We start from the raw sequence: 14123 nt of genomic DNA on the forward strand, positions 1-14123 counted from the left end.
GAACCATGCAACGCGTGTATGTGGTAACCCACCCAGAGGCCACCCACCATGTCCAGGAGCTGGTGGGCGGTTGGTACGACTCCCGATTGACCGACCGCGGTCTGGTCCAGGCCACACGGATCGCCCGGCACCTGCGGGAGATCATCCCGGAGGGGGCCGACACCGCGCTGTATTCCTCGGACCTGCTGCGGACCAGGCAGACCGCCCAGGCGCTGCAACGGGAATTCGGGATCGCCCCGGTGCTTGAGCCGGGCCTGCGGGAGAAATCCTACGGGGTCGCCGGTGGCAGAGCGCAGTCGTGGCTCGACGCGCGCTTCATTTTTCCCCCGGAGACCGGCGAACGCCTTGATCACGACGAAGGAATCGAGGGCGGGGAAACCAAACGACAGTGGATCCAGCGGGCCTATGCGGCGGTCTCCCGGATCACCGGGGATGGCACCGGGCACCGGATCATCGTCACCCACGCCGGCACGGCAAGCTGGGCCATCGCGGCCTGGCTGGGGATTCCGCTGGAGTCCTGCGCCTATCTGGCGTTCCGGGTGGGGTCCGGTAGCCTCACGATCCTGGAGAAGGACGATGTGTTCCACAATCGTTCGTTGGTGAGCCTGGGGCGGAGCGACTTCGCTTGATGGACAGTGGGCGTCCCGGTGGCGGACCGATAGCCCAGGGCTGCCGGGGAGCGGTGCGGGCAGTTGATATCATTACCAGCGCAGATCACGTCGTCGAAGGAGTGCCGATGCCGTTTGCCGATCTGAGCCGTCCGGCGCCCGTCGGGCTGGTGGCCGAAGGGTTCAGCCTCCGTCCGATCCGCTCATCCGACGCTGCCCGGGACTACGCGGCGGTGATGGAATCCCGGGAGGATCTGCGGCTCTGGGAACAATCCGCCTGGCCCGAGGATGATTTCACGCTTCAGGCCAACCGTGCCGACGTGGTCGAAATGGAACAGCGTCATGCTGCCCGCCGGGCGTTTTCCTATACCGTCACTGATCCTGCGGATACCCGTTGCCTGGGCTGCGTCTATCTCTTCGAACCCGGAGCGTCGTTCCTTGCCGCGTCCACGGTGACACCGCTGGCAGATGCATGCTGGGCGGAGGTGGATGCGGTGGTGTATTTCTGGGTGCGCTCCTCGTGTGTGCAGTCCGGGCTGGAAGGACGACTACTGGCGGCGTTGCGGTTGTGGTGTGCCGGGGGCTGGGGTTTTACCTCCTCCGTATTCGTGGTCAGCGAACCATTCACACGGCAGTTGGAATTGGTTCGGCGCACGGACCTGGTCCCTGAATTCGAAGTGCGTGAACCGGACAAGCCCGCCCGGTTCCTGGCCTTCGGCTGATCCGCCCCGTCGTGCCCTAACGGGTCACGGCACCGGCGGCGTAGGCGGCCTGCCCAACATGGACGATGGCATCGTCGATGATAGAGAGCAGTCGGACCCCGCGGGTGACCGGTTGCTCCCAACTGCGGTCGATCACCTCGTCCAGTTCGGCCTCCGACAAACTGCCGGCATAGTCGCCCAGGGCGTTGAGCGTAGTATCCAGATAGTCGATGAGCAGGTCCTGGTTTTCGCAGGTGATCTGCCCTGCCTGCTGCGGGGTATGGCCGTACCCCATTGATTCACCCAGTTCGCCCAGATTGAAGCGGTCCCGGTACTCCTCCCAACGCTCGGCACCGCCAGAGAGGTCGGCCAGTTGCGTATCGACCTCGCGGCCGCTGTGCCACAACAGCCAGGCGATCGAATTCGGGTGGCCAGCCGGATGCGCGTTGAGCTGCTGCGCGGTAAGTTGCGGAAGGTTGCGGGCGGCGTCGACCGGGTAGCGGACCAGACCGTTGAAGATGTCGTTGATGTTCATGGTGCCATTGTGCTCCCCTTTCACTCGTTCGTCAGCCCTGTGGGGGACGGAGTTCAGAATCCACCCTTTTCGATGTACCGGATAAGGTGCCTTCACCGGGCATTTTTACGGACAGGGTAGATGGGACGGTCGACTTTCCGGTAGGCCCCAGGGCTCCTTGCAAGCCACATCTGAGGCGGAGGAATCCCCGTATGGCGACCGGCTTGCGGGACAGTGCCCGGCGATACATCTTCGAATTTCAACCCAATGCAGGATTCTTGAAAATGCCCAACATAAATGCCGAAAGGATGACGTGTACAACTCCTGCTGAATCGTCTTGCCTGCGGAAAAGCGGTAAATTTCCTATGGACTGCTTGCTGTTCGTGGGCAGCATTCGAGGAGGACAACTTGGCAAAGTATGCAGGCCGTGGACTGTGGCATTTTCTTGACTCACCGGCAATTCTGGCAACAACCTCAAAGATGGGTTTCGGTTGGCACGGGTTGGACATGCAGCATGGCCTGTGGAGTGAACCCCAAATAATTTCCGCTCTTGCTGCTGCGCCAAAGGGCAACATCGCCGTGCGGCTGCGAAGCGGAAGCTACGCAGATATCGGGTTTGCCCTCGATGCAGGCGCCACCCACATCATGGTTCCCATGGTCAATACGGCCGAAGAAGCCCAAGAGGTAGCCCACGCGGCAAGGTACGCTCCACAGGGTGGGAGAAGCTGGGGACCGATGAGTGCGCTGTTCGGGGCACCTGTGCTTAACCCCCAAGAAGCGAACTCTCGAATTCACTTGTCGTTGATGATCGAATCCGCCGAAGGACTGGAAAACCTGGACGCTATCCTTGGCACCCCGGACATCGACTCCATATTCGTCGGCCCCGTCGACTTGGCAATGAGCCTCGGAACGGACGTGGATTCGTTGTTCGCCGCCAAGGACTCCCCCCTTGGGTACATGGCAAAAGCGTGCCATGACCGCCATATTGAAGTAGGCGCTTTCGCTGGTTCGTCGGTCAGGGCTAGCGCCTTCGAAGCGCTCGGCTACGACTGGGTGGCCACCGATACGGATATGGGACTCCTGAAGGCCGGTGCCGCACAAGCCTTGGATGGCTGATTCTGCCGTTGAGTACCGGGGTTCCGAGTCCCCTGACCCGCTCAGCGTTCCTATTCGGAACGCCCCGATACGAAGGTCCGACTCCACCAGTGGGGTAGTTATCGCTGGATGCTCCTGCCATGGGTGCTGTGGTACCGGGTGGCGGACGCATCTTGCATGAGGGCACCGAACATCTCGGTCATGTGGACAGCGACGTCCGCATGTTGGGCAATCAGGTCGGCGCTCCCGCCGAGTGCCACACGCACTGGATCCAGTGCCGGCGTGGCAGGGTCGGCGGCAGCGGCACGCAACAAGTCCAGGCGCTGCGGGCCGGAGGTGAAGCCAAGTTCGAACAGCACCCAGTGGAACAGGTGCATCAGGGCCGTATCAAGGTCGAAGCCTTCATGCACGGCCATGGAGGCTCTTTCCTCCGGGGTGAGGTCGAACTCGCGGTAAAGGGCCAGACCGAAGTCCGTAAGGAGCAGCCGGCCCTCCAGCACGAGGATGTTTCCCGGATGTGCATCGAAGTGCTGGAACCCTTGCGTCTTCATCCATTCCGTGGCCGAGATGATTTGGTCGATCACTTCGGCGAAGACGGTCTCCCCGGTGCCATCGGTCAGGCTCCTGCGCACCCAAGCGCCCAGCGTCTCGGGCACGTATTCAAGAAAGAGCACCACGCTCTTGGACGCGTCCTTCATCGCGGTGAGTTTCCTCTTGACTTGGAGCCAATGGGTTCCCCACTGGCGTTGGGGAACATCGTCGTCAAATTCGCTGAGGTCGGTATCGCACTTCAGATCAACGACCCGCCACCCGAGTAAGAGCGGGAAGAAATCCACCGTTCCTGCCTGAACCCAGGCGGTGGTCGCCTGATGTGCTGCCAATTCCCGCCCGACTCCGTGGGTGGGGCTCCCTATTCCGTAGTGGCTGACGAAGGGAAGTTGGATTCGACTGGCAGTGGCCGTTGGATCGACCTCTTCGCTACGTGTCAGCGGGAGCTGTTTGATGAAGACGGTCGTTCCACCGATGCAGGCTGTCCTGGTTGTTCCCCCGATGCCTATGCCAACGGGCTCGGCAGCATTGACGAGCGTCCGCACGTCGTCGTCATCGAGCCCCGCGAGTACGTCGGAGATTCTTCGGGCCCTATCCATACGTGCCGTCATCACTCCACCTTACGGGCTGGCCCTTGCCGCGCTTGGTACATCAGTGTCCCTTATCTCTATCCCGCAGAGCGTTCGCCTTGCGATACGGCGATAACGTTCGGATTCGAGAAGTGTGAACGGCAGGTTGCAGAAGCCCGAGGGGTAATGATCGAGCAGGGGGAGCTTGGAAAAGCTCCTAAAAAGGGTCACCTCGTCGTGGCCGTTTTCGAGGCCTCCTATCCGTCTGCGAAGCCCGGCAACGCCTGCTTAACCCACCAGACGGCACTGTGCAGGAAACAAGGTTAAGGGAAACCAAGACGTGCTTGCAGCTCCAGGGCCAAAACATGCTCTGCTGTCGCATCTGTGTGTCCTGGCGGATTCCGGCCGGGCTGGACGTGCCGCGCCTGATGTTCACCTGGGATGTGTGGAGCCCCACACCGGGCGCTGCTACGCTGGGCCTTGTTGCGACAATCCAAGGAGAATCCGATGTCTGACGTCACCAGCCGAGCCCGACTTTTCGCCGAAGCCCACTCCTCCGGCCGCCTACTGGTGCTGCCCACGGTCTGGGACACCTGGAGCGCACACATCGCCGCAGAGGCGGGGTTCGAGGGCCTGACCATCGGAAGCCACCCGGTCGCCGACGCCACCGGCAGCGCCGACGGGGAAAACATGGACTTCCAGGACTACCTGGACACCTCCCGGCGGATCATCGGTTCGGTGGACCTTCCGGTGAGCGTCGACGTCGAATCCGGATACGGGTTGGCGCCGGCCGAACTCATCGAACGGCTGCTGGGGATCGGGGCGGTGGGGGCCAATATCGAGGATGTGGTGCATTCCGAGGGCAAGCGCGTGCGTGAGAGGACCGAGCACGCCGACTACATCGCCGCGTCCCGCCAGGCAGCCGACGAGGCCGGCGTGGACTTCGTCCTCAACGGGCGAACCGACGCGGTGAAGCTGGGAACCGGGGTGTTCTCCGATCCGCTGGCCGAGGCCGCCGAACGGATCAGGCTGATGGAGCAGGCCGGTGCCCGCTCCGTGTACCCGGTGGGCCTGACAACCGCCGAGCAGATCAGCCGGCTGCTGGAAGCCGTGAAGGTGCCGCTGAACGTCACCGCGCACCCGATTGATGGGCACGGGGCCGGGAACCTGGCCGATCTCACGGCCCTGGGCGTGCGTCGGGTGAGCTTCGGGCCGCTGTGGCAGATGTGGCTCGCCCAGCAGTCGACGGCCGAGCTCGTCCGGTGGCGAAGCTAGCAACGGGACTGGCAGGGCCCACCGCGGGAGAAGCCGCGCCGCAGCGCGCCGCATCCGGTCATCGACGTGGTCATCACCGGGGGAATAAGGGCTGAGCGGGACAAGTGAGGGACACGATGAACGTCAGGCCATGGGTGGCTACTCGGGACGCCCCGGTGCCACGGGACGTGGAGCGGCTGTTGTCCACCGTGCCGGAGTGGTTCGGGCAACCGGAAGCCAACGCAGAATACATCGAGGCAGCGCGGACCAAGGAAACATGGACCGTGCGGGATCCCGATGGTGTGGTGCGTGGGGTGAGCCTTGTTGACCGGCATTTCGCGCATGTGGCCGAGATCCACCTGACCGTTGTCGAACGGGACTTCCATGGCACCGGGGTGGGCACGGCAATGCTTTCCGCGATCGAGATGGACTCACGGCAGCGTGGTGTCCGTCTTCTGGAAGTCAAGACCCTGGGACCCTCACACCCGGATGCCGGGTATGCCCGCACCCGCCACTTCTACGAACGGCAGGGCTTCCTTCCCCTGGAGGAAACGGACCTATGGGGTGAACACACGCCCTGCCTGATCATGGTCAAGCCGCTACCGGGCAGTTGACAGCTTCGATGCCGCTGGCGGAGCCCGCACGGCCGGGTCGGATCGTTGTGCACCAGGGCTTACGGTTTGCGGGCAAGACCCATAAGGTCGGACCATGAGCCCATTTATCCCGGCGGGGTTTACCCCTCCGACACCGTTGGCCACCGCGGAATTCAGGCTGGAACCGTTGGGACCGGAACACAGCGAGTCCGACTACCTGGCCTGGACATCGAGCATTGAACACATCCGGGCTACCCCCGGATTCCCCTATGGAGGATGGCCGCCCTTCGACGGAATCAGTGCGCAGGACAACCTGGAGGACCTGGGACGCCACCGGGAGGACCACCAGGCCCTGCGGGAATTCACCTATTCGGTCCTGGTCGGCGACCAGGTGGTCGGCTGCGTCTACTTCTTCCCACCGGAGAAGCCGGGCTTCGACGTGTCGGTGCAGTCCTGGGTGCGCGCCGACCGCGCCGAGCTTGATGGTCCGCTGGCCGACGCGATCCTGGAGTGGATCCTGGAATCCTGGCCGTGGGGTAAGCCCGACCGCTACGGGAGGTGAGCGGTTGCGCACACTGCCGCGCACGCTGGGCCCGGAAACCGCCGCCGACCTTGTTGCCGGTTGCCACCGAGGGCTTGGAACCCAGCCTGGCCGTGACGCTTCCGGATCCACGCCGGGAAACAGGACTTGGGCCTGCCCTGCCGCTCAGCGACCGGGGTCCAATTGGGCCGCCGCGGCCTGCAGGTGCCGGGGGTCCTGGGTCTGCAGGGCATACAGGCCATAGTCCACCGCGGCGGTGCTGAACAATTCGGCGCAGTGTTCGGCCAGCATCGGTCCGACGCTCCCGCCACCGGCCACGTACCTGCGCACCGTGGTGTCGAAGGCCCGCGGTGATACGGAGACCTGGTGGAAGACGAAATCCCGGGCCGGGTCGCCGACCGCCGCGGTGGTCCAATCAAGGATGCCCACGATGCGCTCGCCGGACATGAGCTGGTGCGCAGGGTAGATTTCGCCGTGGGTGAGCGTGGTGTGTTCGGGCCAGTAGCGGTCATCGGCCAGCCAGGCCCGCCACCTTTCCTGCAGGTCCCGGGCCACCTGGAACTCGGTGACCACCAGGGCGATGTCCTGGCGCTTGCGCTGGCGTACCTCCTGCGGGGTGAGGACCTCGATCCCGCTGTCGGCGACCAGATCGGGGTTGATGCCATGCAATTGGGCCAGCACGTCACCCAGCGAGTTGGCGTACTCTTCGGATTCGACGTCGAAATGCCAGTGCGGCTGTCCGGTGTCATCGATGGTCAGGCCCGGTTCGCCGGGCAGCAGCGGATAGGCGATGAGCCGGTCGGTGTGGATTTGCCAGTCGGGAACCGCTACCTGCAGGTGGGGTGCCACCTGGCGCAGGAACCGGCCTTCGATGGCGGCCCGCTTGGTCACATCCGGGCGGCGGGGGATGCGCAGCACCCAGGACTCACCGGATGCGGTGCGGCCGATCGAGACCTTGAAATCCAATCCCAGCTCGTTGACGCCCAGCGTTGACTGGACCAGCTCCAGGCCGTGCGTGGCGGCCAGCTCGCGGATCTGCGCTGTTTCGGAAGTATGCATGGTTCCAGCTTTCCTGCAGCGCACCCGAATGTACAGTGTGGTGGCGCTGCGGGAGCTAGCGGTTCCGGCGCGGCCACTGCTGGCCGCGGATGCGTTCGACATCGTGGTTGAACTTGGTCAGCAGGCGAACGAACTCGGAGATCTCCCCATCGCTCCAGTCGGAGGTGATCAATTCCAGCGAGCGGGCGCGTTCGCCGAATTCGTCGCGCAGCCTGCGGGAGCCTTCCGGCGTGGGACGGTGGGTGCGCGCCACCCCGGCCTTGGCATCCTGCACCCGCTCGATCAGCCCGGCCTTGATGGCCGCGGCGACCTGGCGGTGCACGGTGGATACATCCAGCCCGAAGGACTCCGCCAGCTGCCCGACACTCATCGGCCCGGAGGCCTCCAGCCGTGCCAGCAGCACGGTGGCACTGCGGTCCAGCACGACCTCACGGGTTTGCGGGGCGGTGTTCTGCAGCGCATATCGGGTGAGCAGCATCTGCTCGTACACCAGGGCCTCGTAGCCGCCGGGAGTCGTCACGGGTGGTCCTTTCGCAGGGAGCGGGATCGGAAGACAGGCTATCAGCCGGAAGCGACAGGCAGTCGCCATGCCAGGCTTGTATGATACAAATTGTATTATACAAATCAATCGACTCCCTGAGGAGATGCCCGGTGCCACCAACAACCGGCCGAGTCCGCAGCCCCGCCGCCGCCCGCGCCCGGCTCATCACGCCGACCTTCGTGCTGGCCTGGCTGGCCAACACCGCCCAGTACATCCTGATGTACATGCTGATCACCACCATGGCGCTGTACGCGGTCAAGCAGTTTGCCGCAGGGGAGGCCATGGCGGGATTCGCCTCCAGCGCGTTCGTCGTGGGTGCCACTGTGGCCAGGATCTTCACCGGCTATTTCGTGGACCGGCTCGGACGCCGTCCGGTCATGCTGGTCTCCCTGGTGGTGGCGACCGTGATCTGCGCACTGTATCTGCCCGCCGGCACCCTGGGGTTGCTGATCCTGGTGCGCACCTTGCACGGATTCGCCTACGCCTTTGCCAGTACCGCACTGATGGCGATCGCTCAGGGTGCCATTCCGACCAGTCGCCGGGCCGAGGGGACCGGGTACTTCGCCCTGGGCTCCACCCTGGCGGCCGCCGTGGGGCCCGGACTGGCTCTGTTCGTGGTCAATTCGCTGGACTACCGTACCCTGTTCCTCATCTGCCTGGGCACCGCGGTGGCGGGAATGGTCTTCGGGTTCATCCTGCGTGAACCGGGATCGGCGGAAGCAGGGGCAACTGGAGCACAGTCCGGTGAACAGGTTCGTCAGGGCCTGCGGCTGAGTCATATGCTGCATCCCGCGGTGGTGCCCATCGGCCTGTTCATGTTGTTGATCGGGCTGGCCTACTCCGGGGTGATCACCTACCTGAACGGCTATGCCGAACAGCGTTCGCTGGCGGCCGGGGCCGGGTTGTTCTTCGCGGCCTACGCGGTGGCGATGTTCCTGATGCGCTTTGTGCTCGGCCGGGTGCAGGACCGGCACGGCGATAACATCGTCATCTACTTCGGGTTGTTTTTCTTCGCGCTGGCCCTGGGATTGCTGGCCATCGCCGACACGGACTGGCAGGTGGTCGTGGCCGGGGCGCTCACCGGTCTGGGGTATGGCAGTCTGATGCCGGCCGCCCAGGCGATCGCGGTGGGCTCGGTCGGACCCCATGAGTTGGGTAGCGGTATTTCCACCCTGCTGCTGTTGGCCGATGTGGGGATCGGGGTGGGGCCGGTGGTGCTGGGGTACCTGGTCTCGCTGGCCGGGTACGGCACCATGTACTGGGCGTTGGCCCTGGTGGTGGTTCTCGCGCTGGTGTACTACCGGCTGACCCACGGCAAATTGGAGCGGGCCAAGCGGGGAACGGCTCGGCCGCGATCCATGGGATGAAAATCGGCAAGGGTTCTTCCCGCCCCACGGCGGAACACCTAGGCTGGGGACATGATCCTGGAGAACCTGGTCTTCGACGCGGTGAATCCCACCCGGTTGGGACTCTTCTGGCAGGAACTGCTGGGCGGTGAGCAACTGACCGATAACGAGCAGGGCTTTGAAACACGACTGGCCCCCTCCCACGGGCCGGGGCTCGACCTCTGTTTCCAACCGGTACCAGCAGATCAGGCTGGTGCCTCGCGGGTGTACCTGGAATTGTGCGACGCTTCGCCCACCGTAGACCTGGCAGATCGCGCCCGGCAGCTCGGGGCCCGTAACGTCACGGGGCAGGGGCGGCAACCGAATTCCTGGGCGGACCCCGAAGGCAACGAGTTCAGGATCCTGGCCACGGATGGCGTCCCGGCTGGACCGGGCCCACTGGCCGCGATCCGGCTGGACTCCGCCCGGCCGCGGGATGCCGCGCGCTTCTGGCGGGAACTGATCGGCTGGCATCCGATGGAAGGGACCGGCCCGCTGGCCCTGTCGCATCCGTCGCGGCAGGGGCCGCTGCTGGTACTCGTTACCCAGATATCGCCCAAGGGGCAGGCGAAAAACCGGATCCACCTGGACCTGCGGCTGGACCATGGGCAGGACGCCGAGACCGCCGCCGGATGGATCACCCGCAACGGCGGGGTGGAACTGCAGCCGGACTGGGGCTCGTTGCCCTGGCGGATCTTCGCGGATCCCTCGGGTAACGAGTTCTGTGTGCTGCCTGCACCCCGGGAACCGGGCAGCGGCTAACCGCGGGACGGTGTCCAACCCAGGGCCGGTCCCAGATTCGTGGCGATGTCGGTGAGGATCTGCAGGTAGTCCTCCTGGGTGAAACTGAACGGCAGGGCGAAAGCCACCTCGTCGACCTCACGGAACCCGGCATGGGCCTGCAGTTCCTCGGCGATCCGGGCGCTGGATCCGATCAGGTCCCGGGAGAACAGCATCCCCCGGGGGCCCTGCGGGGTCCGGGTGCGTTCGGTTCGTTCATCCACATATCGCTGGTAGCGGGCCCGCTGGTCGGCGCTGGCACTATCGGTGGGGATCACCACCAGTCCCTGGGACACCCGGGGCGATTGAGCGCCCGGGTTCCTCCGGGCGGCGGCCTGGCGGAAGGCGCGGATCTGCGCGGCCTGCACCGCGGCGAAGTCCGGTTCCTGGCCCGGATCGGGGAACACCACACTGCTGCTGAGCAAGTTGAACCCGTGCTCGCCCGCCCAGATGGCCGAGCGCAGGCTTCCGGCACCGTACCAGAGGCGCTGGCGCAATCCGGGGGCGTGTGGTTCGACCCGGTGCGAGAATTCCTCGACCACCCCGTGCTTGCCGGAGAAATCGCGGACCGGGTCACCGGCAATGAATCCGGCCAACCGTTCGAGCCGGGCGTACCCGAAGTCCTGGACCCCCGCGCTCTGCGGATACAACGCACCCTGCACCGTGTCATAGTGCTGTGGTGTGCCGACACTGAATCCCGGGTTGATGCGTCCGGGGGCCAGCACCTCGACCGTGGCCAGGTCCTCGGCCAACCGCAACGGGTTCTCCCAACCCAGTGGGGTGACAGCGGTGCCCAGCTGGATGCGGCGGGTACGCTGGCTGGCCGCAGCCATGACCGCGACCGGTGAGGAGATCCCGAATTGCAGGTGCCGGTGCCTCAGCCAGGCGCTGTCGAAACCCAGCCGTTCACCGGCTTCGATCAGCTGCAGGGTCTGTTCATGGCCGGTGGCCGGATCGCGCGGGTCGAACAATCCGATAGTCAGGAAGCCGAGTTTGCGCAAAGGGCGGACGGAACCGGTCATCGTGGGCACTCTCCTGTGACGGGTGTGGGCGGTTGGCCCCATGGTATTCGACCCACCACCCGCAGCCGCGGCCCCGGAGACTCCAGATGACGCGGCGTGCGCTGCCGGAGCATCATTGACGGGGCCGGGGTGGTTCTTGCCGATCACCAGTCCATCGTCTAGCGTCGGTGGAAACTGTAGGCAACGCATACGTGCAGGTCGGGAGGAACGATGGGCGGGCAACCCGCAGTGGGAGCCGCCGGCAGCGGCCCCGGCTACGGGGCGAAACCCGTCGTGGCCTTGGTGTTGCTGGTTCTGGCCACCGGGACGCATCTGCTGGCCCAGCTCGTGGCGCCGGAGGACCTGCTGGCCGATATCACGCAGATCCTGCTGATGCCGCTGCTTGCGGCGGTGTTGGTGACCGGGCTGCCCTCCGTGGGTAGCACCCTGGCAAGGCTGGTGCTGGTCGCGTTGTTCTTCTCCTGGCTGGGCGATACGCTGCCGCGCTTCCTGGGCGGGGATGCAGGGTTCCTGACCATGGTCGGATGTTTCCTCATGGCGCAGGTCTTCTACATCCTGGCGTTCTGGCCGTACCGGGCCGGCTCGTTGCTGGCCCGACCCGTGGCCGTGCTCCCGTATTTGGCGGCGCTGACCGTACTGGTGGTGTTCTGTGCCCCGGGGGCCGGTAGCCTGCTGGTTCCGGTGCTGGTCTACGGCATCGCCCTGGGCCTCATGGCCGTATTGTCCACTGGTTTGGGGGTGCAGGCCGGATGCGGCGGGGTGATCTTCTTCCTTTCCGACGCCATGATCGCTGTGCGTTCCTTTGCCGGTGTGGAGCTTGTGGCCCACGGTTTCTGGATCATGTCCGGCTATGTGCTGGGCCAGGGCCTGATTGTCGCGGCCGTGGTACGGCGTCGCCGGACCATCGATCGGGACCGGGCACAGGGTGCCGCCCATGGCTGAGGGCGGCCTCCGGGTACGTCGGGGGCAGGGGCTGGCGGTGGTGTTCATCCACGGCAACGGTGTGGACCACCGCAGCCTTCTGCCGCTGGACGGAGTATTCGGGCAACTCGGTGGGTTCGAACGGATCTACCTGGACTTGCCGGGCTTCGGAGGGAGCCCGGCGCTGCCCGCCCCGGGCGGCCTGCCGGAATACGTCCGCTGGCTGGTCGAGCAGATCGACGAGGCGGTCGGTCGGGCCCCCTTTGCCTTGGTGGGACAATCGATGGGTGGGCTGCTGGCCCAGGACGTCGCCTTCCACCGGGCCGGGCAAGTGCAGGGCCTGGCATTACTGGCGCCGGTCACCTACCCGGTGGCCGCAGACCGCGACCTGCCAGGGCGACGGGTGGTGTCGGAGGACCAGCGGCTGATGGCGCGGCTGGAGGCGCGGGACCGGGAGGCCTACGCGGAGCTTTCGGTGGTGCGCAGTACGGAGAACTGGGAAAGGTTCCGCCGGTCCGTGCTGCCCGGGATCAGGGCCGCGAATCTGCGTGCCATGGCCCGACTGGCCCAGCGGTACGACCTGCAGCCCCTCCCGGTGCACCGGCAGGGGACGGCCTCCTTCCCGGTACTGGCCCTGTGCGGGGAGGAAGACCAGGTGGTCGGGTACCGCGACGCCCTGGACCTGCAGCACCGGTACCGGAATTTCCACCGGGAACTGGTGCCCCGGGCGGGACACAACCTGCATATCGACCAGCCGGCCGTGGTCGACCTGGCCCTGCGCACGTGGGCCCTGCAGGTCAGGGACTATGCGGCCCGGCAGGGACCGGAGGAACGGTGAACCCGGTGACGGTGATCCGCCCCTGTACCGGGACGGGGGAGATCTGCGCCCTGCTGGAGTTGTGGCGGTCCTCGAAGGACAACGAACGCGAACTGCTGTCGGTCACCGATATCGACTGGCTGGCGCACCTGGTTGAGGTCGTCTTCGGCGACAGTGCCCGGGTTCTCGTTGCCGACCGGGCGGCGGTAACCGAAGGGTTCATGGTCCTGGAAGCCGGCAGGGTGTTGCTGCTGTGGGTGCGCCCCGAGGCCCGCGGGATGGGGGCGGGTACAAGGCTCCTTGGCTGGGCGCTGTGCAAGTACCCGGATCTGCTGGTGGAGGTGAAGCGGCACAACCTCCGGGGAATCGAGTTCTGCCGGGTCCAGGGTTTTGTGCCGGTAGCTCCCGGCACTCCCTGGCGACATGCGGACGGACAACGTCTGCTGCTGGGCCTGCGGGATGACAGGATGGGACCATGAATGAAAATACGCGCGACCTGCGCGAAGTTGACATCGAACGCATCGCCTCACGTACCTACCGGGCCACCAGTGCGGAGACCGGGGCCAGTCTGGACTTCGGGCAGGGAGAAGGGTTGTTGAGCCCGGTGGAACTGCTGCTGGCGGCCATCGCCGGATGTTCGTCCATCGACGTGGACGCGGCCACTACCCGCCGCAGCGAACCGGAGAACTTCACCGTGAAGGCCGCGGGTTACAAGGTCACCGAAAACGGTGCAAGCCGGATGCAGGACATCTCGATGACCTTTGACCTGAAGTTCCCGGATACCGACGAGGGCCGCAAGGCCGCAAGCATGGTGGACCGGATCATCAAGCTGTCCCATGACAAGTACTGCACCGTCTCGCGTACCGTCGAACTGGGCGCCACGGTCACCAGCCACCGGACCGAGGGGTAACCGGGGTCGGCGGCTTTTCGGATGGCCGGGGCCTCCAGGTGGTACACGGCCCCGGCCCGATCATGGAGCGTGAACCGGTGGATGCCTGGCGGTAGCGGACAGCGACGGACTCCCGGTGGATATGTCGTGAACTCGGCACCCGGCGCGAGTCCGCGGTGGCCCATGGGGGCTCAACTGACGAATCCCGGTAGAACCCTGAAGCGCGAGACGGGGTTGTCTTCGCGTCCCCCGATCGTCCGGGCAGCAGGATCGGGCGTACCATGT

17 protein-coding genes are annotated in these 14123 nt (G+C 65.3%); 12 read left to right on the top strand and 5 right to left on the bottom strand.

Going from position 1 to position 14123, the window contains the following annotated elements; all coding sequences use genetic code 11:
* Positions 1–5: 5 nt before the first annotated feature.
* A complete protein-coding gene (locus OK351_RS02020; protein WP_265155662.1) occupies positions 6–629 on the top strand; it encodes a histidine phosphatase family protein in 624 nt (207 codons plus the stop codon).
* Positions 630–736: 107 nt separating this feature from the next.
* Positions 737–1330, top strand: a complete 594-nt coding sequence (locus OK351_RS02025) for a GNAT family N-acetyltransferase (RefSeq protein ID WP_265155663.1) — start codon at positions 737–739, stop codon at positions 1328–1330.
* A gap of 16 nt (positions 1331–1346) precedes the next feature.
* Here OK351_RS02025 and OK351_RS02030 read toward each other — a convergent pair whose 3' ends face one another.
* Positions 1347–1844 carry a DinB family protein gene (locus OK351_RS02030; protein ID WP_265155664.1) on the bottom strand — a complete coding sequence of 166 codons (498 nt, stop codon included), beginning with the start codon at positions 1842–1844 and terminating at the stop codon, positions 1347–1349.
* A 387-nt stretch (positions 1845–2231) separates the two neighbouring features.
* Between OK351_RS02030 and OK351_RS02035 the strand changes: the two genes are divergently transcribed.
* Positions 2232–2939, top strand: a complete 708-nt coding sequence (locus OK351_RS02035) for an HpcH/HpaI aldolase family protein (protein ID WP_265155665.1) — start codon at positions 2232–2234, stop codon at positions 2937–2939.
* A gap of 98 nt (positions 2940–3037) precedes the next feature.
* Here OK351_RS02035 and OK351_RS02040 read toward each other — a convergent pair whose 3' ends face one another.
* On the bottom strand, positions 3038–4078 hold the full coding sequence (locus OK351_RS02040; RefSeq protein ID WP_265155666.1) for a hypothetical protein: 1041 nt from the start codon (positions 4076–4078) through the stop codon (positions 3038–3040).
* Positions 4079–4543: 465 nt separating this feature from the next.
* Between OK351_RS02040 and OK351_RS02045 the strand changes: the two genes are divergently transcribed.
* The 3 genes from OK351_RS02045 to OK351_RS02055 all read left to right on the top strand — a co-directional run bounded on the left by OK351_RS02045 (position 4544) and on the right by OK351_RS02055 (position 6445).
* Positions 4544–5311 (top strand): isocitrate lyase/PEP mutase family protein, encoded by a 768-nt coding sequence (locus OK351_RS02045; protein ID WP_265155667.1) that lies wholly within the window; start codon positions 4544–4546, stop codon positions 5309–5311.
* Positions 5312–5445: 134 nt separating this feature from the next.
* Positions 5446–5904, top strand: coding sequence for a GNAT family N-acetyltransferase (locus OK351_RS02050; RefSeq protein ID WP_265155668.1), 459 nt, complete (start codon positions 5446–5448; stop codon positions 5902–5904).
* A 94-nt stretch (positions 5905–5998) separates the two neighbouring features.
* Positions 5999–6445 carry a GNAT family N-acetyltransferase gene (locus OK351_RS02055; protein ID WP_265155669.1) on the top strand — a complete coding sequence of 149 codons (447 nt, stop codon included), beginning with the start codon at positions 5999–6001 and terminating at the stop codon, positions 6443–6445.
* Positions 6446–6589: 144 nt separating this feature from the next.
* On the opposite strand, the gene OK351_RS02060 is transcribed toward OK351_RS02055, so the two are convergent.
* Together OK351_RS02060 and OK351_RS02065 are read right to left on the bottom strand one after the other, a co-directional pair.
* Entirely contained in the window at positions 6590–7483 is an 894-nt protein-coding gene (locus OK351_RS02060) for a macrolide 2'-phosphotransferase (protein ID WP_265155670.1), read from the bottom strand.
* A gap of 55 nt (positions 7484–7538) precedes the next feature.
* A complete protein-coding gene (locus tag OK351_RS02065; RefSeq protein WP_265155671.1) occupies positions 7539–8003 on the bottom strand; it encodes a MarR family winged helix-turn-helix transcriptional regulator in 465 nt (154 codons plus the stop codon).
* Between the two features lie 131 nt (positions 8004–8134).
* Between OK351_RS02065 and OK351_RS02070 the strand changes: the two genes are divergently transcribed.
* Together OK351_RS02070 and OK351_RS02075 are read left to right on the top strand one after the other, a co-directional pair.
* Complete coding sequence (locus OK351_RS02070) at positions 8135–9391, top strand: MFS transporter (protein WP_265155672.1); 1257 nt, start codon at positions 8135–8137, stop codon at positions 9389–9391.
* A 51-nt stretch (positions 9392–9442) separates the two neighbouring features.
* Complete coding sequence (locus OK351_RS02075; RefSeq protein WP_265155673.1) at positions 9443–10171, top strand: VOC family protein; 729 nt, start codon at positions 9443–9445, stop codon at positions 10169–10171.
* Here the strand turns inward: OK351_RS02075 and OK351_RS02080 are convergent.
* Complete coding sequence (locus OK351_RS02080) at positions 10168–11211, bottom strand: LLM class flavin-dependent oxidoreductase (protein WP_265155674.1); 1044 nt, start codon at positions 11209–11211, stop codon at positions 10168–10170. The genes OK351_RS02075 and OK351_RS02080 overlap by 4 nt on opposite strands.
* Before the next feature lie 210 nt (positions 11212–11421).
* Here OK351_RS02080 and OK351_RS02085 point away from each other — a divergent pair, with 210 nt between their 5' ends.
* From OK351_RS02085 to OK351_RS02100, 4 genes are read left to right on the top strand one after another with little or no spacing between them, the layout of a single operon-like run.
* Entirely contained in the window at positions 11422–12153 is a 732-nt protein-coding gene (locus OK351_RS02085) for a lysoplasmalogenase (RefSeq protein ID WP_265155675.1), read from the top strand.
* A complete protein-coding gene (locus tag OK351_RS02090; RefSeq protein ID WP_265155676.1) occupies positions 12146–12970 on the top strand; it encodes an alpha/beta fold hydrolase in 825 nt (274 codons plus the stop codon). The genes OK351_RS02085 and OK351_RS02090 overlap by 8 nt, the downstream gene beginning before the upstream one ends.
* Positions 12967–13428: a GNAT family N-acetyltransferase gene (locus OK351_RS02095; protein WP_265155677.1), complete on the top strand. Its 462-nt coding sequence runs from the start codon at positions 12967–12969 to the stop codon at positions 13426–13428. The genes OK351_RS02090 and OK351_RS02095 overlap by 4 nt, the downstream gene beginning before the upstream one ends.
* Positions 13425–13859, top strand: coding sequence for an OsmC family protein (locus OK351_RS02100; RefSeq protein ID WP_265155678.1), 435 nt, complete (start codon positions 13425–13427; stop codon positions 13857–13859). Before OK351_RS02095 ends, OK351_RS02100 begins: the two co-directional genes overlap by 4 nt.
* The last annotated feature ends 264 nt before the right edge of the window (positions 13860–14123 follow it).

Origin of the sequence: Glutamicibacter sp. MNS18, from assembly GCF_026107515.2 — a bacterium.
Taxonomy (GTDB): Bacteria; Actinomycetota; Actinomycetes; order Actinomycetales; family Micrococcaceae; genus Glutamicibacter.